Raw genomic sequence first — 20,865 nt, 5'->3', positions numbered from 1 at the left:
TTCGGGGATCGAGTATCGAGTATTAGCTGTTTCCTTTGGCCTTTTGCCCGCTGCTCTTTGCCTTCTAACTGCCTGCATGACCGATCGCCAACGCCGTCACCAGCATTCCCAACACGAGAAACGGCTGAGCGCTGGCTTGATATTTCACGTCGTTCTTGAGCGGATCGCGCAGGAAGTACATATCTTGAAACGTAATTTGCGGCACGATCAGCAAAATCAAAATCACGGCGTACAGATTTTGCTGAATGCTGATGAGATATCCGGCCACTCCCGCTTGAAACACATCGATCGCCAACACGCAAATCCACGCCGCATTGGTCACGCCAAACATTACGGGCAGCGATTTCAATCCAAGCTGGCGATCGCCCTCCACGCTCTTAAAATCGTTGACAACTGCAATTCCCAATCCGGCTAGGCTGTAGAACAGCGTTAGAACTACGATCGTCCAGTTCAGATTGCCAAACAAAGCGTGACCCGTCCACCAAGGCAGCGCAATGTAGCTCGCACCCAGCGCATAGTTACCCAACCAGCCATTTTGCTTGAGCTTCAAAGGTGGGGCAGAATAGATGTAAGCGAGGAACGAACCGCCGATCGCCAGCGCCGTAATGGTCGGAAACGGATGGCCTGCCCAAGTATCGAGCGCAAAGGCGATCGCGATTCCGGCAATGAGCAACATCCAGATCTGGGTCATCACCTGCGGCACAGAAATCGCCCCAGACGGAATGGGGCGGTAGGGTTCGTTGATGGCGTCGAGGTCGCGATCGTAATAGTCGTTGAGCGTTTGTGTGTATCCGGTCAGCAAGGGGCCAGCCAGCAGCATCGCCGCCGCCGAAATCAAAACGTTCTCCAACGTCCAGGTATATCTGCCGCCCGAAGCCGCCCCGCATACGACGCCCCAAATCAGGGGAATCCAGGTAATCGGCTTCATCAGTTGCAGGCGAATCTTCCAAATTGAAGTTTCACCTGAATTTGCGCCTTTCATGCCCAAAAGCTGACGCGCTTTTCCCGTCCGGCTCGGCTCAACGGGTGCTTCGATCGAAGGAGGAGTTTCAGACATACGGCAGAAGGTAGGGTTTCATTTGTTCAGTCTGCCATAGAAGCTAAGGAGGAGGGCGAGCGAGCTTCAGCCAAACTGAATTGAAGCAAGATGTGAAAAACTCGGCCTGCTCAAGGTGAGCAGCATATTCTGGAAGGTTCACTCTTGAAGGTCGAAGCCTGTACCTTTAAGCCGCGCCAGCGAACAGGTTGGATACAGCAGGCTGCCAGCAACTTGTGCGATCGCTCGATCGAAATTTAATCGGAGCGGAGTTAAAATTCTGCCGATCGTCCTCTGGCTTCCGCTCAACGCTCGATCGCCTCTCGATACCCAGAGCGCTAAAATATTTGTGGCCTTCACAATTACCGGGAAAGCTGCTCGTGTTTTCTTCTTTGCTGGCTGACTTTCGCATTATCTTTGAGCGTGACCCTGCGGCTCGAAATTGGCTGGAGGTGTTGTTTTGCTATCCGGGGTTGCAAGCGCTGTTGCTGTATCGGGTGGCGCATCGGCTGCACCAGTGGAAGCTGCCGTTTGTGCCGCGCTTGATTTCGCATTTGGCTCGCTTTTTCACGGGCATCGAGATTCACCCCGGAGCGGCGATCGGGTCTGGCGTCTTTATCGATCACGGCATGGGCGTGGTGATTGGTGAAACGGCGATCGTCGGAGACTATGCGCTGATCTATCAAGGTGTGACCTTGGGCGGAACCGGAAAAGAATGCGGCAAACGCCATCCCACTTTGGGCGCAAACGTCGTCGTCGGGGCGGGTGCGAAAGTGCTAGGCAACATCAACGTCGGCAGCAATGTGCGGATTGGCGCGGGGTCGGTTGTTTTGCGCGACGTGCCGTCTGACTGTACCGTTGTGGGCGTTCCAGGTCGAATTGTGTATCGATCGGGTGAGCGCGTTGGGCCACTGGAGCATGGCAGCCTGCCGGACTCGGAAGCGCAGGTGATTCGGGCGTTGCTCGATCGCATCGAATCGCTAGAGCGACAGGTGCAGCAGCTTCAATCTTCTCAGCCGACTCTGCCTGTGATGGCCGCAGTGGAAGATTCGGCCAGTTGTGATTTGCGCGATCGCCTGATCGAAGAATTTCTGAATGGAGCGGGAATTTAGCGGTACGATCGCTACGCCCACTTTTTGCACAGCGTTTCAGTATGGCGACGATTTCCCTCAGCGACACGAATGCTCATCACGTCCTGACGATCGCGCCACCTGCTGATTTGGCGTTGCGTGGACGCATTCAAATTCCTGGAGACAAATCGATTTCGCATCGCGCCTTGATGTTGGGGGCACTGGCCGAAGGCGAAACTTCGATCGCCGGATTGCTGCTGGGTGAAGATCCGCGCAGCACCGCAGCTTGCTTTCGATCGATGGGCGCAACGATTTCAGACCTCAATTCCAACCGCGTTACGGTTCAAGGCATTGGCTTGGGCAATCTGCAAGAGCCGATCGACATTTTGGATGCCGGAAATTCAGGAACGACGATGCGCTTGATGCTGGGAATTTTAGCTTCTCATCGCGATCGCTTTTTCACCGTCACGGGCGACGCTTCGCTGCGATCACGCCCGATGAAGCGCGTGATCGATCCGCTGCGGCAGATGGGCGCAGAAATTTGGCATCGTCAAGGCGGATTTGCACCGATCGCCGTGCAGGGTCGATCGCTCAAGCCAATTACCTATCGTTCTCCGATCGCGTCGGCTCAGGTCAAGTCCTGCATTTTGCTGGCCGGACTGCTGACCCAAGGTGAAACGACGGTGATCGAGCCTGCTCTGTCTCGCGATCACAGTGAACGAATGCTGCAAGCGTTTGGCGCAATGCTCAAGGTTGACCCAGAGCGGTGTAGCGTCACAATAATTGGAGGTGGACGGCTCCAAGGTCAGGAAGTCATCGTTCCGGGCGATATCAGTTCGGCGGCATTTTGGCTGGTGGCCGGAGCGATCGTGCCGAGTTCTGACTTGACGATCGAAAATGTCGGCGTCAATCCGACGCGAACCGGAATTCTGGAAGCGCTTTCCCAGATGGAAGCGGACATCACGTTAGAAAACGAGCGAATCGTCGCGGGTGAACCTGTGGCCGATTTGCGGGTGCGATCGAGTCGGCTCAAGGCAGCAGCGATTTCGGGCGATCTAATTCCTCGATTGATCGATGAAATTCCGATTCTGGCGGTTGCCGCTGCGGTTGCAGACGGCACAACGACAATTCGCGATGCGGCAGAACTGCGAGTCAAGGAAAGCGATCGCTTAGCAGTCATAGCGGCACAGCTTCAGCAAATGGGCGTTTCCGTCAGCGAATATCCAGACGGACTCGATATTGTCGGCGGCGCAGCGTTGAAAGGCACGGAAGTCGATAGCCATACCGATCACCGCATTGCAATGAGTTTGGCGATCGCTGCCCTCTGCGCTCAAGGCAAAACCACGATTCACCGTGCCGAAGCTGCCGCCATTTCTTACCCCAACTTCACCCCGACCCTACAGCAACTTTGCGAATAAGGTGGCAGCCAAGAAAACCAACGACAGGTGTTCGCTAACACAACCTTAACCAAAGGCCAATCTGCAAATTACCTGTTCTTCAGTTGAATGCTTTAGCCTGAAAGCCAGAACCTAGCGCACCCCTTCAACTTTATGCTGCAATCGATCGTGGCAACCTCGCCCCAGCCCGATTTGCGTCAGGCGCTCGAAGCGCTTTACAGCGGACGAAACCTTTATCCGTTTCGCAGTGGTCAAGCGATCGAACTGCTGCCAAACGAAATTTGGGTCGTCTGTCGCGGCGTTGTCCAGCTTGGCACGCTGTATGACAGCGGTGAAGAATCGCTTTTGGGCTTGGCCTGTCCGGGAATGCCGTTTGGTCTGCCGTTCTCGCTGATTCGTCCCTATCAAGCGTCGGCTCTGTCGGAAGTCGATTTGATGCGGCTGACGCTGGCCGAAGTTGAGCAGTCGCCCGCTCTGTCGCAAGGCTTGTTTCGCCAAATCGCTCGCCGCTTGCAGCAGGCCGAAACGATTTTGGCAATGGTGGGCTATCGGCGCGTCGAAGACCGCTTGCGGCATCTGCTGCTCTTACTTCAACAGGAAATTGGTCAGCCCACCGAGCGCGGCATTCGCCTCAGCGTGCGACTGACCCATCAGCAGCTTGCCAACGCGATCGGCACAACCCGCGTCACGGTCACTCGGCTGCTGAGCCAGTTGCGCGACGAGGGTTGGCTGGCGATCGATCCTCAGCGTCACTTGGTATTGCTCAACGCGACCGCATCCGGTGATGGACGGTCTTGAGCGATCGCAGGCGCATCAAGAATCACCGCTTCGTAATTGACGACGCCGCGAAGCTCGCTGCCGATGCTGCGGGCGGCCTGTCTGGATAAATCTAGCGATCGCGTACCGACATAGGGGCCGCGATCGTTAATTCGCACAATCACCGATTTTCCGGTTTCCAGATTGGTGACTTTGAGGAACGTATTGAATGGCAAGCTGGGATGCGCTGCCGTCAGTTCATTTTGATTGAAAATTTCGCCTGCTGCCGTTAGCCGTCCGTGAAAATACGGCCCATACCAAGAGGCAATGCCGCTCAGTTCGCCCTTGGACTGGTCAGATAAACCATAAAGCTGCATCTGCGCTTCCACCAAGCTCAACGGCTCAGCGTTTAGGGCGAGCCGAAGCTGATTGAGCCAGTCGATCGCAATCAGTTCGCGGTTGCGCCGGAGTGCTTTACTCAGACGAGGATCGATCGAAACCAGCACAGTGTCATCGACCAGAATCGCAGGCATATCATTCACAAACTGAAGCTGAAGGCGATCTGCCGATCGATCAGCTTTAAGCCACTGCCGCAGTCGATTTGCCATCGCGTCTGCCTGCGCTGGATTGGAAAATTCAGCCACGACGCGATCGCGCAGACAAACCTGAAAAATTTTGCCCTTTGACGGCTGCTTCTGACTCGATTGAAGGCAGTCATCCGCATCTTCTCCGGTTTGAAAGCGCGTTGCTCGCTGCACCGAAGTTAGATTGGGCGGCGCGATTGGTGCGCTGATGCGGTCGGGCTGGCGCTGCCACAGCGAAACGGCAAGCGGAATAACGCTGTTGGGCACGATGGCGAGGGCAGGACGAATTTTTGTTGCGGCTTGGGGCGTGCGCCTGGTCAACGCGGCGATCGACTGTAGCGACCGGACTGGCTTGGTAATTGAGGCTTGGAGCGATCGCACGGGTGGAAATGTTTTCACAAAAAAGCTTCCAGACCCGTAATCTGAAAGCTTTGGGAAGCTGGTTTGTGAAAAGAAACAGGTAATAAATGCAGCCGAAAAAAGTCCAAATAAATTCATGGACGGGTAAAAATCCAATGTAGAGTGCACGAAATTCAGTCAACGATCACTGACGATACTGAGGTTTTTCAACCTTCAAATCTATCTGGTGGTAGAAAAATGGTTGGTTGATCCCCTGCAACGACAAACAGCACTAACCCGACAAACTGGGCGATCCCAGCAGTCGGCTTTCCTAATTTGTATTAGCTTTTGCCTCTTGGAGTAACGATCGCTGCCTTGATTAACCCAGTGCATTGTGTGAAATTTTTCTTCACAATACGACGTGAACTGAACAAAATTTCTGTAAAAAGCAGACGATTTGTTCAGTGCTGGAAAGCAAGCAAACTATTAAGAAAATTCGTAATTCTTGCGCTTGAATTGCACGGCGGCGATCGCTTCATCAGGTGCTTGAATTTCAACTAAAGCTGGAATTTTTGCTAAGAATTTACTGCTGCGATCGATTGGCGGCTGCATCGTTGACGGCACAGCAGAACGGCGATTATCCGCTGGCAATCAGGCAGCAGGTATCCCCTTAAGCGGCAAAACGAGTGATGGACACAACTGGACTCGAACCAGTGACCCCTACGATGTCAACGTAGTGCTCTAACCAACTGAGCTATGCGTCCTTGCAGTAAACGATAATAGCACAGTCGATCGCTAAACTGCAAATTTTTTACTGACCGTTTGAAATCGCCAAATCCACCACGATCGGCAGGTGGTCAGAACCGACTGGCGCTCCGGTGTGCATGTCGATCGTGCGGAGATTTTGGCTGATCAGGCAGTGGTCGATCGGAATTGCCAGCAGCGGCGCGAGCCAAGCGGGAAACGGCGAAACCGGACTGGGTGTTGTCCAAGTGGGCAAAATACCAAAGCCTTTGCGCGAGTTGTGCAGGCCAAGCTTGGCGGTGAGCATCTGCAAGTAGGGCGACCACATTGTTGCGTTGAAATCGCCAACCACAATCAGCGAATTGGAGCGATCGATCTGCTCGCTCATTCCGGCAAACTGGCGATTGCGGCGATGAAAGAGGGCAGGGCGGACGGGAACCAGCGGATGCACGGCAACGAGCGAAACGGGATGCTGATCGATCGTCAACTGCGTCATAATGCTGGGCGTACTGTCCCGACGAAAGCGCACGATTTGGGAATTTTCCAGCGGCGATCGACTCAAAATCGCAATGCCCGCGCTCGCCTCTTCAGACAGCCCAAACCAGTAGGGATATTGGCGGTGCAAAGGTGCGAGCGGTTTGCCCCAGGTGTCGTTCACTTCCATCAAAACAACTACATCCGGCTGTTCTTGCTGCACCAGGTTGAGTAATCTCGAATAGTCGAAATTATTGACGTTCAAGTTCGAGGCCAGTACGCGCAGCAATGCGGTGTTGGCAGTGGGCAGATGGGGCAGATACCAAGGCAAAATTTGCTGTGCCAGCAGCGAAATACAGAGCAGACTAATCAAAATTAGCCAGCGTTGCCGAGTCAGCAGCAGCAGACCCAGCAGCACCAGCGAAAATCCGAAATACTGAAGCTGAAAGTGCGACGCTAGCTCCAGCAGCATCGGCCAGCCATAGCGCGTACTGACGATCGCCACCAGCGTACTTCCGACAATTCCTCCAAAGCAAAGCAAGGCCAGCAGCTTAACGGCCAGTTGGTTTTGGAATTTCGATCGCGGCATGACGCAGTAGACAGGACGACGCACGGAAATACAAGCGCTGAACGCAAAATTCCCGATCGCCATCTACACATATCGCGTTAGCTGCACACGGTAGCGGTCTTTTTTCGTCACAGCCACTTCGCCAATTTCCAGCCGTCCCTTGCCGCGAATTGCCACCAAATCGCCGGACTTGAGCGCGTGACTGGGCTGCGTGGTTTCCTTCCAGTTGACGCGCACATCGCCTGCGCTGATCAGGTCGGCCATTTTGCTGCGCGACATGCCAAATCCGGCTGAGGCAACTGCATCCAGCCGCATCGAAGCTTCCACTGTCGTCATTTCTTTTTTCTTCGGTTCGCGAATTTTCAGTTCGCTAAAGTCAATGCGGCGCGTTTTGACGGGAACCGATCGCACCTGCGTCAAGCTCATTTCCAGAAATTCCACCAGTTCCGGCACGACGATCGCCTGTGCCCCGCGTTCACCCAGGACGAGAATATCGCCTACCTTTTCGCGAACGATGCCCGTTCCCAGCAGCGCCCCCAGAAAATCGCGATGCGTCGCCGGATCGAACAGAAAGTTTCCGGCAATGTCGATCGCCGCCAAAGCCACCTGAGATGCATCCAGCGGAATTTCCGAGCGAGCGATCGCCACGCGCTGACGTTCGGCCTGCGGGTAGCCGCCCCACGCCAAAATTTCTACGTCCGTTAGGCGGGCAAACATCCGCTGCACGTCGGCCAGTTCCGGCGGCGAGAGAAAATCGGTGCATTCCACTTCCCAAGTTTTAAGGGCGCGATCGGCCTGATCAACAACTCGCGCTGCGCTGTCTCGGTCTTCGACGCCCTGAAGTAAGTCTTCTCTCGGCAGCATTCTTTCAGTTGCTCAATATCACAGAGCCTTTATTGTATCGATTGTATTCATTTGACGATCGCTGATGGCCTCAAGCAGCCCTAAATTACGCTCAGCTACTCCTCAAACGACGCTAAAAACTTACGAAGTAGCTGAGTGAGAACTTCACGTTCCGACGCTTCTAAACCGTTGAGGATTCGCTGTTCATTGATCACATGTGCTTCAACCGCTTTTTCGACCACGCTAAAGCCTTTCTCAGTTAGCTGAATTTGCGTTCCCCGACGATCGCTTCGATCGGGAATTCGCCGAACGAGTTCAGCTTGCTCTAAGCGATCGATCCGATGCGTCATCGTGCCGGATGAAACCATGAGGGTATTAAACAATTCGGTGGGTGAAAGCTGGTACGGCTGACCAGAACGACGCAGCGTTGCTAGCGCGTCAAACTCGCCAACAGTTAAGCCAAAATCTGAAAATGTTGTTTGGATGGCGTGTTCTAGATGTTTGGCTAATCGAGTCACCCGTCCAATAATCCCCATTGGGGAAACGTCTAGGTCAGGGCGTTCTCGCTGCCACTGCGCCAAAATCTGATCGACGCGATCGAACTCCATCGTGCAGCTTCCTCAGCTAAGTCTCTTGACATTAAATATCTTGACATCAAAACAGGTGCTACAATCTCGACATCAAGTATCTTAACTTCAAGATAAATCGAGAGGCTTCCAGCATGAATGGTCGGACAATTTACCTCCTCGCAGCCCTTGCTGGCGGTACTTTCATTCCAATACAGGTCGCCCTGAACACACTGCTGCGGCGTTATGTGGGCGAACCGATGCAGGTTACGTTTGTTTCGTATCTTGCAGGGACGTTGACCTCGCTCCTGATTTGCTTTTTTGCACAGTATCCACTTCCCACTTCGACGGCGTTGACTCAAACTTCTTGGTGGATGTGGACGGGTGGATGCTTGGGCACGCTCTACGTTTGGGCAACCATTGTGGCAACGCTAAGAATCGGAGCGACCCTAACGCTAGCGCTCACGTTTGCAGGACAGATGCTCGCAGCGCTATTTCTCGATCACTATGGCGCGATCGGGCTGGCAAAATATCCGGCCAGTCCAGCCCGAATTGCAGGAGTCGTCATTGTGTTCATTGGCGTTTCACTTGTGGCTTACGCCAAGCGGTAAACATCAGCGGCAGAAAGAGGCTGAGGCAGCGATCCGCAACCCACACCGCTTTGAGCGCAATATCCCTACTGCTAACCCCACACCAAGCCTGTTAGGATCAAGATATAGAGTAAGTATTTTGACCTGATCTCATCATGGCGCTAGACAACTTACGCGACCTCTATCAGCAGGTCATTTTGGAACGCTACAAGAAGCCGCGCAATCGCGGTACAACCACGCCCGTCGATCGCTACCAAAAAGGCCACAATCCCTCGTGTGGAGATACGATCGAACTGACGCTGCATCTGGACGAAACGGGCGATCGAATCGAGGATGTTCGGTTTGAGGGGGAAGGCTGTGCGATCGCGATGGCTTCTGCCGACCTGATGGCCGATGCTCTGCGCGGCAAAACGACCGAAGAAGCTTTGGCAATGGTGCAGCGCTTCCAAAGCATGATGAAAGGCGAAGCCGAATTTCCCAACGAACTCCGCAAGCTCAACGTCATGCAGGGCGTCGCGCAATTTCCCGTCCGCATCAAGTGCGCTAATCTGTCATGGCACACGGTTAAAGCGGCTTTAGAGCAATCGACCGCACAGCCCGCAGTTGTCAGCAACGAATAGCTGGCGATCGAATGTCGGCGAGTCGATCGCGACTTTTTGACATCCGCTTCTTGATCTTTGAACTCAAAACTATGATCACTCCCGCAGAATTTCTCATCTATGCACAATGGGCAGGCATTGCCACAGCCGTTTTTGCCGCGATCGCCGTTCTCAGCTTCCTCTTCAAGTGGGGCATTCGCTTTCAGATGATTGGCGTCACAGGCTTCACGGCGGTCTTGGCGTTCGGCCTGTTTGCCTTGGGGCTAGAGCCGTTTACGCGCACGGTAATCCCCGGTGCGGTGCGCTATTCGACCGTGTATGACGGCGGTGGTTCGCAAGTGGTGATTGTGGTGCCGGAAACGATCACTGAGACAGAACTGGAAGCGACGCTGAAGCAGGCGGCGAGTAATTTCTTTTCGCTCGGACGCTTGGGACAAGGTGAGCCGCAAATGACGATTCGCGCTCGGACGGTTCTGCATCCGGAACCGGGCGTGTCGCAGCCGCTCGTGCTGGGGCAGATTAAGCGATCGCTCGCTTCGCGCACCGACGATCAAATGGAAATTGAAATTTATCGCGATCGCCTCGCCCAGCTACCCGCTGCCGATGTGCCCTCAGATGTCAGGCAACAGTGACTTTGTTAAGTACGCTACAGATTAGATCGTGTAAATTAATAATCTATCGCAAGGGAATTTGAGGTTTGCTTGGCTTATGACCCAGACTGCTGAATCGGTGCTGTCGCTGATGGTGGCTCCCGCTTGTGTGGTGCGCGGCGGAGGTGCGATCGCTCAGTCAGGAATGTTGCTTGCCCGACTTGGTGGGCGGCCTTTGGTGATTGGTGGGGATCGATCGCTCACCGCCATTCAACCGCATCTCCAGCTTGTCCTTGAAGCGCACAATCTGACCTGGACGCAGGCAAGCTACGGGGCAGACTGTAGTGAATCTTCGCTGGCAAAATTGCGGCAGGCAGTCGCCAATCATCAAGCAGACTTGATCATCGGTGTGGGAGGCGGCAAAGCGATCGACGCTGCGAAGCTGATCGCCCATCAGTGCAATCTACGAATTGCCACAATTCCCACGTCGGGCGCAACCTGTGCGGCCTGGACAGCTTTGTCAAACGTCTATTCAGAGGAAGGCGCGTTTTCCTATGATGTGGCGCTCGATCGCGCTCCTGACCTGCTGATTCTCGACTATGACGTGATTCAAACCGCGAGTCAGCGCACGCTCGTAGCCGGAATTGGCGATGCGCTGGCGAAGTGGTATGAAGCTTCGGTGAGCAGTGGACAGAGCGATCGCACCCTCATCATCGCCGCCGTCCAGCAGGCCAGAGTTTTGCGCGATCTCCTCTTCCAAAAATCTGCCGCTGCCCTCGCCGATCCGGGCGGAACACAGTGGCGCGAAGTTGTGGATGCCACCGTGCTGCTGGCGGGCGCGATCGGCGGATTGGGCGGAGCGCAGTGCCGAACCGTCGCAGCTCACGCGGTTCACAACGGCCTGACTCACTTGTTGCAAAGTCACGGCACATTGCACGGCGAAAAAGTCGCTTACGGCATTTTGGTTCAGCTACGGCTGGAAGAACTGGTGCAGAACAATCGACTGGCGGCAACCGCTCGCCAGCAGCTACTCAAGTTTTATGCCGAAATTGGCTTGCCGCAGAGCTTGGCGGATTTGGGTTTGGCAAATATGACGATCGCTGACCTCCAACATGCTGCTGAAGTTGCCTGCTCGATCGGCTCCGACATTCACCGCCTGCCGTTTGCCGTGACGCCCGCCCAACTGATGGCCGCAATGGTTTCGACCACTGCGCCGACCGACAGCATGATCTCTAGCGTTGAGGTGACGGCATGAGCTTGGATTGGATTACGCCCGCCGATCGCCTCCGCGCCCTGCCGCCCTACGTTTTTGCCCGATTGGATGAACTCAAAGCCCGCGCCCGTGAACAAGGCTTAGACCTGATCGATTTGGGCATGGGAAATCCCGATGGCGCAACGCCTCAGCCCGTTGTGGATGCGGCGATCGCGGCTCTGCAAAATCCCGCCAATCATGGCTACCCGCCGTTTGAGGGAACCGCGAGCTTCCGGCGATCGATTACCCAGTGGTATCACCGTCGCTATGGTGTCGAACTTGATCCAGAGGGCGAAGCGTTGCCGCTGCTGGGATCAAAGGAAGGACTGGCGCATTTGGCGATCGCCTACATCAATCCGGGCGATCTGGTTCTCGTGCCGAGTCCCGCCTATCCCGCCCATTTTCGCGGCCCCTTGATTGCAGGTGGCGAAATTTATCCCTTGGTGCTGAAGGCAGAACAAGACTGGCTGATTGACTTGGGAGCGATTCCCGATGCAGTGGCCGATCGCGCCAAAATCATGTACTTCAACTATCCGAGCAACCCGACAGCGGCCACTGCTCCGCGTGAATTTTTCGAGGATGTGGTTGCCTTTGCTCGCAAGCACGAAATTCTGCTGGTTCACGACCAGGCGTATGCGGAACTCGCCTTTGATGGCTACCAGCCGACGAGTTTGCTGGAAATTGAGGGCGCAAAAGAGATCGGCGTGGAGTTTCACACGATGTCGAAAACCTACAACATGGCAGGCTGGCGCGTCGGCTTTGTCGTCGGCAATCGCCACGTGATTCAGGGCTTGCGGACGCTGAAAACCAACATGGACTACGGCATTTTTGCCGCCTTGCAATCGGCAGCGGAAACGGCTTTGCAGCTTCCTGATGTCTATTTGCATGAAGTGCAAGCTCGCTATCGGACGCGCCGCGACTTTTTGATTCAGGGGTTGGGCGAGTTGGGCTGGTCTGTGCCCAAAACGAAAGCAACGATGTATCTTTGGGTTCCCTGTCCGCCCGGAATGACCTCGACCGATTTTGCGCTTTCGGTTTTGCAGCAAACCGGAGTGGTGGTCACCCCCGGAAATGCCTTTGGCGCGGGCGGCGAAGGCTACGTCCGCATCAGCCTGATTGCGGAACTCGATCGCCTCCAAACCGCGCTCGATCGACTGCGCCAAGCGAACATCCGCTTTCAGCCGGAAGCGATCGCCGGAAAGTGAAGCGAGCCATCTAGCCGAGTGTTGACTTGCGGTCGGGCAGGTCGCCGTTGGGCGGCTCTTTCACCGGATCTTTCAGCAAAATGCGGCGAATTGTTTCGGCGTGCTGCTTGAGTTCATTCGCATCTTCTTCATACCGAGCCACCATGCGGTTTTGCTGCCGATCGCGAGCGCGATCGGCCATCCGCATCGTCAAAGCTGCTCGCTCTTCTAGTGACTTGAGCGCGACCCACAGCGCTTCCTCGATCGCTTCATTCTGTTCGGCCAGCAGGCTATCTTCCGACCAAGCATGACCAATGCGGCAGCGGAAGCGCAGAAACTGCCCTTCATTCATTTCCCACAGCGCCCCGCCACAAGACGGACAGCCAAACCCCGAAGGTTTACCCGGACGATCGCCGTTGGCTTTTTCGCTCGCGTCCATATCAATCTCCACCGTGTCTGATTCAAATTCAACTGTTCTTGGAACCGATCCGTTTGGCTCGTCGGGAACAGGTTCATGGGCAAGCTGCACCAGCGCATCGGGAATTTCTGACAGCGGCAAAATGCGATCGACCTCCACGCGATTGATCGCATTTTGCGGCATTCCAGCAAACAGCGCATCGTCGGGCGACTGCACGATCGCCTTGCCGCCGCTGTGTTTGACAACCAGCAATCCGGCACTGCCATCATCCAGCGTGCCCGACAAAATTACGCCGACGACTCGTCGCCCATATGCTCGAGCCGCCGTGCGAAACAGCGGGTCGATCGCAGGGCGATGTCCGTTTTCTCTTGGCCCCTGCACCAGCCGCACATAGCCGCGCTTGAGCAGCAAATGATAGTTGGGCGGCGCAATGTAGATTTTGCCCGGTTCGATCGCATCGCCGTCTTGGGGATGAAAGGCTTTGAGGTTGCCAGCCCGTTCAAGAATGCGGGGCATCGCGCTGGTTCCCGTTGTGGGCACATGCAGCACGACAAAAATCGCTGCCGGAATATCCGCAGGCAACCCTTTTGCCAGTTGCGTCAACGCCTCCACACCGCCGACCGAAGCTCCTACAACGATGATGTCGTGACCAGACATGAATTTCTCCTTACAGCGGGATCGGCACTTGCTGCCGCTTGAACCTATCGCAGAACCGAAGGCAGCGGAGCAGATTCCGCCTCAACCGCCTTCACGCAGCGCGGCAGCTTGACCGTGAAGGTTGAGCCGTTGCCCAGTTCGCTCGTGAGAGACAGCTTGCCCTGCATGATCTGCACCAGCGATCGCGTCACAGCTAGCCCCATTCCCGTACCTGAATGTCGGCGGTTGATGGCCTGATCGCCTTGCTGAAATGCTGTAAAAATCTGCTCCCGATACTGCGGCTCAATGCCAATTCCGGTATCTTGCACGCTCAGCACCAGTTCATCATCACCTGCCTGCCGCAAGCGAACCGTCACGCCGCCGCGATCGGTAAACTTGACAGCGTTGATAATCAGGTTGACCAAAATTTGCCGAAGGCGGGTGCTGTCGTTGATGGCGATCGGATTGTCCAGATCAATGTGTACATCGAGAAATAGCTGCTTTTGGTCGGCCATGCCGCGCAGTTCTGCGGCTGTCGTCTGCACCAGTTCCACCACGTTCACCGCTTCTAGATGCAGCCGCAAACTGCCCGTTTCCATCTGCGACAGGTCGAGCATATCGCTGATCATCGCCAGCAGATGCAGCCCGTTTCGATGAATGCGATCGATCATGTCGGCAGGTGTTCCCATTTGAAGCTGCCGCATCAGCAGACGCGAAAAGCCGATGATGGCGTTGAGCGGCGTGCGGAACTCGTGCGACATAACGGTGAGAAACTGTGCCTTGAGCTTGTTGGCTTCTTGCAGCCGCAAATTTTCAAGCTGAATGCGTTGCAGTTGCGCTTCGGCCTGCTTGCGAGCTTGAATGTCGCGCAAAATCCACCGCAGCGTGTGCGCTGTTTCTGTGGATGAGTCGGTGCTGACCGAGATTGCAACGGTAATCGGCTGCTGCTGGCGCGGCTGCAACTGCATTTCCCACTCTTGGACGCGATCGATCTCGCCCAGCTTCAAACGATTGAGCCGATGGCGAAACGTCAAGCGATCGGATTCGCTAATATAAACCGACAGCGGCTTGCCGACCAAAAATCGCTTGTCAACGCCCAGCAGCTTCGCCGCCATTTGATTGACTTCTTGAATCGTGCCATCTGCACTGGTGACAACGTAGCCATCTGGCGCAAACTCAAACAGTTCGGCATAGCGCGATCGCTCTGCTTCGATTTGTCTTCGCGCTTGGTCGAGTTCTTCATTCTGTTGCTGAAGCTCTTCAAGTGCCGCGTTCAATTCTTCCGTAGCGGTGCGTAACTCTTCAAACGAATCGGCTAGCAGCTCTGCCGATCGCAAATCGGGCGATTGCCCTTGATGAAACAGGCGATCGGCATATTCATAAACTTCCTGAATTTGCTGCTCAAACTGTTCAATGTTCATTACAGCGACTGACAGATGTTCAAGGCAGTGACGCGAAAGCGACCAATCGCCTCGATCGGCTGTGTGGCAATCCACGCACTCTGGCTGGAGTTGAACACGAACCGTCAGCAAGACGACTATCAAAATTGCCCTCGTTCTGATGGCAGCGCGTGGCTCAGAGGAGAGGGAAGTGGATTCTTGTCCTGACGATCATCTTAGTAGCAGTTGCAGTGTGCGATCGCCTTCTAAAGGTAGAGAGGCGATCGATTTTGTAAAAGTTGCTTCGGCATTTACTTATTCATTTTCTAAAAAAAACTTAGCACTAACAAGTTAGCAGGCTAAACAGTCCTCAAATTCTTCAGACTGAAAGTAATTCGAGGACTGTTGATTTTGTGCTGTCTGCTTCAAATTAAACCGAATTTCAAGGAGAAAACACGATCGCAAAAGCCGCTTCTGGTTCGATCCGCCGCAACACACTCAAATAGCCGTCGGCATTGCTGCGGTGATGAAAACGAGCGATCGTAATCCGCTGCATGTTGGGCAGCAACCGCACAATGCACCAAGGATAAAGACTTGATTTGCGCTGGAAGCTTGATACCATAGAGCAATCCTTCCCGCTTTTTGCGGGGGTTGAGGAACAGCGATCGATCTCTCGTTTTCCAGGCAAGGCGATCGATCGCTTTTGATGTCATTCATACTACGGGACTCGCCTGAGTCTTGTCAACACTTTCGATGGGGCTAATTCGGCTACGAATTCTTGAGCTTGCAGAAGAACGCGGCTGGACGCAGAAAGAAGTTGCTGTACGAGCAGGACTTCCCTACAGCACCGTCAAGAATTACGTTCAGCGTGGTGCAATGTCAACGACAGATTACACCGCAATTCTCAAGATTGCTCGTGCGTTTGATGTGGCGATCGAGGATCTTGTTGAAGTCCTAGAAGAATAGAACAAACGCTTTGGGATGTGTTTGAAGACCGTCAGGTGATTAGATTGCTTGGCGGGGATCCCCCTAAATCCCCCTTGAAAAGGGGGACTTTGAGAAGTGGTTTGGCCCCCTCCTTTTTAAGGAGGGCGGGGGAGGATCAATGGCTGTTAAAATGCACCAAGTCGATACGTTCTATCAAAAGCTGATTGAACTGGGAGCAACGATTCTCGATGCACCTGCCGAATACAGCTATTCACCGGGATATTACGCCGTGTTTTTTGCTGACCCGGACGGCATCAAGCTGGAACTTGTTCACATGCCAGACATTGCTTAACGTGGCTTAATGTGCTGATAGTTTCGCGGCAGTTCTTAAGATTTGTCCCGCCAAAATTGCTGCTCCAAATCCGTTGTCAATGTTGACCACGCCAACTCCTGCCGCGCAAGAATTCAGCATCGTCAACAGCGGCGCGAGTCCTTGAAAGCTTGCGCCATAGCCGACGCTGGTGGGAACGGCGACGATCGGACAGTCCGCCAAGCCTGCAACGACGCTGGGCAGTGCGCCTTCCATTCCGGCCACCACGATTAGCACGTCTGCCGACTGAACGAGATGGCGATGATTCAGCAAACGATGGATTCCAGCAACGCCCACATCCCACAGGCGGCGGACAGGAAAGCCGCAGAGTTCCGCTGTCACGGCGGCTTCTTCAGCAACGGGCAGATCTGCCGTACCTGCCGAAAGCAAGGTGATTGTGCCGATCGGCTGCGGCGGAATTGGCTCAGAGACGATCGCACAAATTCGCGCCATTTCGTAATAGCGCAGGTAGGGAATACGCTGCTGTAGCTGTTCATAAACATCGGGCGTAATTCGCGTTGCCATCACAACGGGCTGTTGCTGCTGCATCGTTTGGAAAATCTTGACCAGATGTTCGATCGATTTGCCTTCGCCCCAAATCACTTCTGGAAATCCGGTTCGCAGCGATCGATGGTGATCCAGCTTGGCAAAATCGCCAACAGGTTCATAGTCAAAATATTTCAGCTTTTCAAAAGCAGTATTCGGGCTAACTTGCCCTTGTGCGACGGCATCAAGCAGCGATCGCAAAGCATCAGGTTGTGTCATCACTCAATCATTAACTACTCATCTTCTACTCTAAGCGTTTGCACATTCCATAAGCCCCAACTTGGCAAGCCAGAGTATTTTTCGCCTTGGACGCGATCGCGCACGGCCATCAGCGCAATTTCGTGAACGAGGTGGATCACAGGCAATTGTTCCTGAACAATTTGCTGAAATCGATCGTAGATTTCTTTGCGTTTGGCTTCGTCAAATTCGCGTGCGCCTGCGATGAAGAGGCGATCGATCTCGCGTTCCCAATCGGACACTTGGCGGCCTTCTAGTGGAGCTTGTCCGGCCAAAGAAGCGCGATTAAATGAATGCGAACTGCCGTTACTTGTCCACAAATTTGCGGCCTCATGCGGTTCCAGTCCACCTGTGAAACCAATCAGATGCGCTTCCCAATCGCGCGTGTCATCAATTTTGCTAATTAAAGTATTGAAGTTAATCGGTGAGAAGTCTACCTGAATACCTATTTTGCTTAAGTCAACTTTAATTTGAGAACCGATCGCTTCCCGAATTCGATTGCCCGCATTCGTAATCAAACTAAACTGAACGCGATTGCCGTCTGAGTCGAATAGCTGTCCGCTAGAGTTGTATTTGAAGCCGACGGACTGCAATAATTCTTTTGCTTTTTCAACATTGTAATCGTAAACTTTCAGGCCATCTTCCGGCTTCAGATAAAACGGACTTTGCACGGAGATGGGCGAGTTTTGAGTTTCGCTGATGCCGCGATAGATGTTGTTGATCATGCGGGGACGATCGATCGCATACGCTACCGCTTGCCGAAATTCTTTGGTGTTAAACCAGCGCGATTTAATTGGGTCTACAAGCGGCTGACCGTTTTTCTTGCCTGTGTTGAGATTAAAGGTGAGATAGGTTGTCCCCGACCAAGGGCCACCGTTGAGAATGGTGAATCGGCCTCGTTTCTCTTCGCGCTTAAGCAGAGAAAAATATTCGGGGCGCAGGGGACGAACATCGCCCATTGCATCCAGTTCACCCGATCGAAATCGCAAGAGTTGCGCGTCAGTGGATTCCATCAGTTGCCAAACGACTCGATCGATATACGGCAGTTGATTTCCTTGTTCGTCTTTTTCCCAGTAGTACGGATTGCGCCGAAAAATAATTCGTTCTCCCGGCACATAGCGCTCCATCACATAGGGGCCATTTGTAATAATTTTGCTGGGATCGGTTCCGGTGTTCCAAGCGGCAATAAACTGGGGATTTCCGTTTGCGTCAAGCTGCTTAACCGAGTCTTCTAAAATGTGTTTTGGCAAGATGTGAACACCTGACCACTGGGCAGAAGTCGCTCGCAAAATCGGAGAGAACGGTTCAGGTAAAAGAAATTCGACGCGGCGGTTGTCTAGCTTACGAATTGTTGGCAAGATTCCTTTTTCACCAATCCGAAAGCCGTCTTTTGAAGTCGATGGAATCTTCTCATTAAAGACAACATCGCGATAGGTAAAAACTACATCATCGGCAGTGAGTGGCTGTCCGTCTGACCAGCGCAGATCAGGCCGCAAGGTGAACTGAATTTTTCGTTTATCTGGTGCAATTTGCCAGGATTCAGCCAAGGCGGGCAGAACTTCTCCGGTTGTGCCGTCTTCGATCGTCAGGCCGCGAAAGGTAAACATGAAGATCGAGGGAAATTCGCCGTTCATCGCCGGATTGAATGTGCCCGGATCTTGCAGCGAACTGAGGACAATTTGCGAACCCGAAAAGGCGGGAGCCGAAGCGGTTTGAGAATTGGAGCGTCCCCAAAGCAATGTAAAGATTAGTCCCAGTGCAATCAGTCCCAACAGCCAGCCACGACGCTTCACGGCAACTCTCCAGCGCAGAGCAATTTTGACACTGTAGCGCTAGGGAGATGCGGTGGCAGTATCAAGTGAGCGCGATCGCACTTTACAAATTATGAAGCTACAGAATTTCTTCATATTTTTCAAAAAATTGCTCTAACCTAAGAAATAGAAACACTCGAAAAGAATCTATCGGACGGCGGTTTCCAGCGTTTGTATCGATACATGAAGTACGCTTGCAATCCTTGCCGACAGCCGATATACTTTCGACGGTTTCTGCATTTTGTAACTACGACTACATCGACGCTTTAAGAGAGGAGGTAAGGAGGTTGGCAAGGAGACGTAAGCGTAAAAGCCGTCGTCGGCAGGAAGGTCGCCGGATTTTGGAATCGGTTCCTCAGTACAGCATTGAAAGCGGTGAAGATAAACCTGTCACTGCTGCCCGCAAGTTCATCGCCGCAGAAGGAATTTTGCCTCCCGCTTTGCTGCTGGTGAAGCGAAACGAGCATACCACAGATCGGTACTTCTGGGCGGAAAAGGGGCTGTTTGGCGCTCAGTATGTGGAAGAGAATCACTTCCTCTTCCCCAGTCTGCGTACGAACGAAGATGAAGCCGAAGCGCTGCCTGTCGCAGTCGGCAATTCTTAAGTTTTCGATCGAAATCGATTTGCGATCGATGCTAAAGGCTCAATTTCAGTCGGCTTTCAGCATTCCTGGCAAAAGTGACGAGCTTGACTTTTAGCAATTGAGCGCTACAAATTCAATGTCGAGCAAAGCGGAATGAAGCTTCGTTCCGCTTTGTTTTTTGCTGATGTAGATGCGATACCGTTCCGCCAGCGAAAGCGATAACCGTTCCGCAAGCTAAAGCGATACCGTTCCGCAAGCTAAAGCGATCGCCACTGCAAAAGCCAAAGTATGCTTAAAGCAATTCGTTTTTGAGCATCTAAGCAATGAGCCAGCGAGCATTGTTGTACGTGAATCAGCGAGCTAGACAGGGAAAACAGCAGCTTGGTGAAGCCGTCTCGCGACTCGAAACGCTCGGCCTGGAAGTTTTACTGGTTTCAGCAAAAAGTGGAGAGCAGCTTGGTGAAGCGATCGAACGGCATCGATCGCACATTGATCTGGTGATTATTGGCGGCGGCGATGGCACGCTCAATGCCGCTGTTGACAGTTTGGTGAAGCATCATCTGCCGCTGGGAATTTTGCCACTGGGCACGGCAAACGATTTGGCTCGCACGCTCAATCTGCCGACATCGATTTCCGAAGCGTGTCAGGTGATTGCGAGGGGCAAGCAGCGATCGATCGATTTGGGCTGGGTGAACGGCAAGTATTTTTTCAATGTTGCCAGCTTGGGATTGAGCGTCAAAATTACCAAGCGGCTCACCAAGCAGGTGAAGCAACGCTGGGGCGTGTTTGCCTACGCGATCGCTGCCACCCAAGCGATTCGGCAGACGCATCCGTTTGCCGCCCAAATTCAAATTGACGGGCGAGAAACTCCAGTGCGGACGGTGCAAATTGCGATCGGCAATGGGCGCTACTACGGGGGCGGTTTGGCAGTTGCGGCAGATGCGGCGATCGACGATCAGCGGCTTGATCTCTACAGTCTCGAAATCAAAAACTGGTGGCAAATGCTGCGAATTTTGCCGAAAATGCGGCAAGGGGAACATACGAATTTTCCCTGGGTGCGCCAGCTACACGGACGCGAAATCACCATCCAAACTCGCGATCGCCAGCAGATCAACACCGATGGCGAACTGACAGCCTACACGCCTGCCACCTTTCGCGTCATTCCCAACGCGATCTCTGTGTTTGTGCCAGAATCGCCTTGAAGCCAGCGGCTCGATTGTGGCTGCGATTGCGATCGGTTCAACTTCCAACGGTCGCGTTTACAAAAATTGCCATGAAGTAACCTAGATTTTTTGCTTTAGCAGCTATACTGGGCTGCTAAATTTACTGCAAAAAAAGGTATTCTATGTGTTCACTGTTTCGATT

At 53.6% G+C, this 20,865-nt stretch carries 23 protein-coding genes and 1 tRNA gene; 12 read left to right on the top strand and 12 right to left on the bottom strand.

All coding sequences use genetic code 11. From position 1 onward, the window contains the following. Window positions 1-64: 64 nt before the first annotated feature. On the bottom strand, window positions 65-1,057 hold the full coding sequence (gene chlG, locus H6F67_RS06970) for a chlorophyll synthase ChlG (protein WP_190764659.1): 993 nt from the start codon (window positions 1,055-1,057) through the stop codon (window positions 65-67). Window positions 1,058-1,416: 359 nt separating this feature from the next. On the opposite strand from chlG, the gene cysE reads away from it, so the two are divergent. The 3 genes from cysE (at window position 1,417) to H6F67_RS06955 (ending at window position 4,301) form a co-directional block, all read left to right on the top strand. Beyond that, complete coding sequence (gene cysE / locus H6F67_RS06965) at window positions 1,417-2,148, top strand: serine O-acetyltransferase (protein ID WP_190764893.1); 732 nt, start codon at window positions 1,417-1,419, stop codon at window positions 2,146-2,148. Window positions 2,149-2,189: 41 nt separating this feature from the next. After that, a complete protein-coding gene (aroA, locus tag H6F67_RS06960) occupies window positions 2,190-3,524 on the top strand; it encodes a 3-phosphoshikimate 1-carboxyvinyltransferase (RefSeq protein ID WP_190764658.1) in 1,335 nt (444 codons plus the stop codon). A 132-nt stretch (window positions 3,525-3,656) separates the two neighbouring features. Beyond that, the gene (locus tag H6F67_RS06955; protein WP_190764656.1) at window positions 3,657-4,301 is read left to right on the top strand and encodes a Crp/Fnr family transcriptional regulator; all 645 of its coding nucleotides are present in this window, start codon (window positions 3,657-3,659) and stop codon (window positions 4,299-4,301) included. On the opposite strand, the gene H6F67_RS28325 is transcribed toward H6F67_RS06955, so the two are convergent. The 6 genes from H6F67_RS28325 to H6F67_RS06925 form a co-directional block, all read right to left on the bottom strand. After that, the gene (locus tag H6F67_RS28325) at window positions 4,253-5,242 is read right to left on the bottom strand and encodes a septal ring lytic transglycosylase RlpA family protein (protein ID WP_313926775.1); all 990 of its coding nucleotides are present in this window, start codon (window positions 5,240-5,242) and stop codon (window positions 4,253-4,255) included. The genes H6F67_RS06955 and H6F67_RS28325 overlap by 49 nt on opposite strands. A gap of 426 nt (window positions 5,243-5,668) precedes the next feature. Next, window positions 5,669-5,806: a hypothetical protein gene (locus tag H6F67_RS06945; RefSeq protein WP_190764652.1), complete on the bottom strand. Its 138-nt coding sequence runs from the start codon at window positions 5,804-5,806 to the stop codon at window positions 5,669-5,671. Between the two features lie 66 nt (window positions 5,807-5,872). Further along, window positions 5,873-5,946, bottom strand: a tRNA-Val gene (locus H6F67_RS06940). A 47-nt stretch (window positions 5,947-5,993) separates the two neighbouring features. Beyond that, window positions 5,994-7,052 (bottom strand): endonuclease/exonuclease/phosphatase family protein, encoded by a 1,059-nt coding sequence (locus tag H6F67_RS06935; RefSeq protein WP_190764650.1) that lies wholly within the window; start codon window positions 7,050-7,052, stop codon window positions 5,994-5,996. After that, window positions 7,053-7,832 carry a photosystem II S4 domain protein gene (locus H6F67_RS06930; protein WP_190764647.1) on the bottom strand — a complete coding sequence of 260 codons (780 nt, stop codon included), beginning with the start codon at window positions 7,830-7,832 and terminating at the stop codon, window positions 7,053-7,055. 95 nt (window positions 7,833-7,927) lie between these two features. Further along, window positions 7,928-8,419 carry a MarR family winged helix-turn-helix transcriptional regulator gene (locus H6F67_RS06925; protein WP_190764645.1) on the bottom strand — a complete coding sequence of 164 codons (492 nt, stop codon included), beginning with the start codon at window positions 8,417-8,419 and terminating at the stop codon, window positions 7,928-7,930. Window positions 8,420-8,532: 113 nt separating this feature from the next. Here H6F67_RS06925 and H6F67_RS06920 point away from each other — a divergent pair, with 113 nt between their 5' ends. The 5 genes from H6F67_RS06920 (at window position 8,533) to H6F67_RS06900 (ending at window position 12,613) form a co-directional block, all read left to right on the top strand. Then, window positions 8,533-8,988, top strand: a complete 456-nt coding sequence (locus H6F67_RS06920) for a DMT family transporter (RefSeq protein ID WP_190764643.1) — start codon at window positions 8,533-8,535, stop codon at window positions 8,986-8,988. A 134-nt stretch (window positions 8,989-9,122) separates the two neighbouring features. Next, entirely contained in the window at window positions 9,123-9,587 is a 465-nt protein-coding gene (sufU, locus tag H6F67_RS06915; RefSeq protein ID WP_190764641.1) for a Fe-S cluster assembly sulfur transfer protein SufU, read from the top strand. 71 nt (window positions 9,588-9,658) lie between these two features. After that, on the top strand, window positions 9,659-10,198 hold the full coding sequence (locus tag H6F67_RS06910; protein ID WP_190764639.1) for a Ycf51 family protein: 540 nt from the start codon (window positions 9,659-9,661) through the stop codon (window positions 10,196-10,198). 76 nt (window positions 10,199-10,274) lie between these two features. Beyond that, window positions 10,275-11,411, top strand: a complete 1,137-nt coding sequence (locus H6F67_RS06905) for an iron-containing alcohol dehydrogenase family protein (RefSeq protein ID WP_190764637.1) — start codon at window positions 10,275-10,277, stop codon at window positions 11,409-11,411. Next, on the top strand, window positions 11,408-12,613 hold the full coding sequence (locus tag H6F67_RS06900; protein ID WP_190764635.1) for an aspartate aminotransferase: 1,206 nt from the start codon (window positions 11,408-11,410) through the stop codon (window positions 12,611-12,613). The genes H6F67_RS06905 and H6F67_RS06900 overlap by 4 nt, the downstream gene beginning before the upstream one ends. Before the next feature lie 10 nt (window positions 12,614-12,623). Here H6F67_RS06900 and H6F67_RS06895 read toward each other — a convergent pair whose 3' ends face one another. The 3 genes from H6F67_RS06895 to H6F67_RS06885 form a co-directional block, all read right to left on the bottom strand. Further along, window positions 12,624-13,667 (bottom strand): chemotaxis protein CheB, encoded by a 1,044-nt coding sequence (locus H6F67_RS06895; RefSeq protein WP_190764634.1) that lies wholly within the window; start codon window positions 13,665-13,667, stop codon window positions 12,624-12,626. A gap of 44 nt (window positions 13,668-13,711) precedes the next feature. Further along, window positions 13,712-15,067 (bottom strand): ATP-binding protein, encoded by a 1,356-nt coding sequence (locus H6F67_RS06890; RefSeq protein WP_190764632.1) that lies wholly within the window; start codon window positions 15,065-15,067, stop codon window positions 13,712-13,714. Window positions 15,068-15,467: 400 nt separating this feature from the next. Beyond that, window positions 15,468-15,647, bottom strand: a complete 180-nt coding sequence (locus H6F67_RS06885; protein WP_190764630.1) for a hypothetical protein — start codon at window positions 15,645-15,647, stop codon at window positions 15,468-15,470. A gap of 131 nt (window positions 15,648-15,778) precedes the next feature. Here H6F67_RS06885 and H6F67_RS06880 point away from each other — a divergent pair, with 131 nt between their 5' ends. Both H6F67_RS06880 and H6F67_RS06875 read left to right on the top strand, forming a co-directional pair. Continuing rightward, window positions 15,779-15,991: a helix-turn-helix transcriptional regulator gene (locus H6F67_RS06880; RefSeq protein ID WP_190764892.1), complete on the top strand. Its 213-nt coding sequence runs from the start codon at window positions 15,779-15,781 to the stop codon at window positions 15,989-15,991. Window positions 15,992-16,130: 139 nt separating this feature from the next. Beyond that, window positions 16,131-16,304: a VOC family protein gene (locus H6F67_RS06875; protein WP_190764628.1), complete on the top strand. Its 174-nt coding sequence runs from the start codon at window positions 16,131-16,133 to the stop codon at window positions 16,302-16,304. A gap of 6 nt (window positions 16,305-16,310) precedes the next feature. On the opposite strand, the gene larB is transcribed toward H6F67_RS06875, so the two are convergent. After that, on the bottom strand, window positions 16,311-17,087 hold the full coding sequence (gene larB / locus H6F67_RS06870; RefSeq protein ID WP_190764627.1) for a nickel pincer cofactor biosynthesis protein LarB: 777 nt from the start codon (window positions 17,085-17,087) through the stop codon (window positions 16,311-16,313). Between the two features lie 14 nt (window positions 17,088-17,101). Then, window positions 17,102-18,898 carry an ABC transporter substrate-binding protein gene (locus tag H6F67_RS06865; protein WP_313926774.1) on the bottom strand — a complete coding sequence of 599 codons (1,797 nt, stop codon included), beginning with the start codon at window positions 18,896-18,898 and terminating at the stop codon, window positions 17,102-17,104. Window positions 18,899-19,203: 305 nt separating this feature from the next. On the opposite strand from H6F67_RS06865, the gene H6F67_RS06860 reads away from it, so the two are divergent. Both H6F67_RS06860 and H6F67_RS06855 read left to right on the top strand, forming a co-directional pair. Further along, the gene (locus tag H6F67_RS06860; RefSeq protein WP_190764625.1) at window positions 19,204-19,521 is read left to right on the top strand and encodes a DUF3155 domain-containing protein; all 318 of its coding nucleotides are present in this window, start codon (window positions 19,204-19,206) and stop codon (window positions 19,519-19,521) included. 302 nt (window positions 19,522-19,823) lie between these two features. Then, on the top strand, window positions 19,824-20,702 hold the full coding sequence (locus tag H6F67_RS06855; RefSeq protein ID WP_190764623.1) for a lipid kinase: 879 nt from the start codon (window positions 19,824-19,826) through the stop codon (window positions 20,700-20,702). The last annotated feature ends 163 nt before the right edge of the window (window positions 20,703-20,865 follow it).

Source organism: Microcoleus sp. FACHB-1515, assembly GCF_014696105.1.
GTDB lineage: Bacteria > Cyanobacteriota > Cyanobacteriia > Elainellales > Elainellaceae > JAAUTJ01.
This window is presented reverse-complemented; position numbering and strand designations above follow the sequence as displayed.

Coding starts and splice junctions, on each gene's coding strand:
- chlG (WP_190764659.1), bottom strand. CDS start 1,057: ATGTCTGAAACTCCTCCTTCGATCGAAGCACCCGTTGAGCCGAGCCGG.
- aroA (WP_190764658.1), top strand. CDS start 2,190: ATGGCGACGATTTCCCTCAGCGACACGAATGCTCATCACGTCCTGACG.
- H6F67_RS06955 (WP_190764656.1), top strand. CDS start 3,657: ATGCTGCAATCGATCGTGGCAACCTCGCCCCAGCCCGATTTGCGTCAG.
- H6F67_RS06935 (WP_190764650.1), bottom strand. CDS start 7,052: ATGGCGATCGGGAATTTTGCGTTCAGCGCTTGTATTTCCGTGCGTCGT.
- H6F67_RS06930 (WP_190764647.1), bottom strand. CDS start 7,832: ATGCTGCCGAGAGAAGACTTACTTCAGGGCGTCGAAGACCGAGACAGC.
- H6F67_RS06925 (WP_190764645.1), bottom strand. CDS start 8,419: ATGGAGTTCGATCGCGTCGATCAGATTTTGGCGCAGTGGCAGCGAGAA.
- H6F67_RS06920 (WP_190764643.1), top strand. CDS start 8,533: ATGAATGGTCGGACAATTTACCTCCTCGCAGCCCTTGCTGGCGGTACT.
- sufU (WP_190764641.1), top strand. CDS start 9,123: ATGGCGCTAGACAACTTACGCGACCTCTATCAGCAGGTCATTTTGGAA.
- H6F67_RS06910 (WP_190764639.1), top strand. CDS start 9,659: ATGATCACTCCCGCAGAATTTCTCATCTATGCACAATGGGCAGGCATT.
- H6F67_RS06905 (WP_190764637.1), top strand. CDS start 10,275: ATGACCCAGACTGCTGAATCGGTGCTGTCGCTGATGGTGGCTCCCGCT.
- H6F67_RS06900 (WP_190764635.1), top strand. CDS start 11,408: ATGAGCTTGGATTGGATTACGCCCGCCGATCGCCTCCGCGCCCTGCCG.
- H6F67_RS06895 (WP_190764634.1), bottom strand. CDS start 13,667: ATGTCTGGTCACGACATCATCGTTGTAGGAGCTTCGGTCGGCGGTGTG.
- H6F67_RS06890 (WP_190764632.1), bottom strand. CDS start 15,067: ATGAACATTGAACAGTTTGAGCAGCAAATTCAGGAAGTTTATGAATAT.
- H6F67_RS06885 (WP_190764630.1), bottom strand. CDS start 15,647: ATGGTATCAAGCTTCCAGCGCAAATCAAGTCTTTATCCTTGGTGCATT.
- H6F67_RS06880 (WP_190764892.1), top strand. CDS start 15,779: ATGGGGCTAATTCGGCTACGAATTCTTGAGCTTGCAGAAGAACGCGGC.
- H6F67_RS06875 (WP_190764628.1), top strand. CDS start 16,131: ATGGCTGTTAAAATGCACCAAGTCGATACGTTCTATCAAAAGCTGATT.
- larB (WP_190764627.1), bottom strand. CDS start 17,087: ATGACACAACCTGATGCTTTGCGATCGCTGCTTGATGCCGTCGCACAA.
- H6F67_RS06855 (WP_190764623.1), top strand. CDS start 19,824: ATGAGCCAGCGAGCATTGTTGTACGTGAATCAGCGAGCTAGACAGGGA.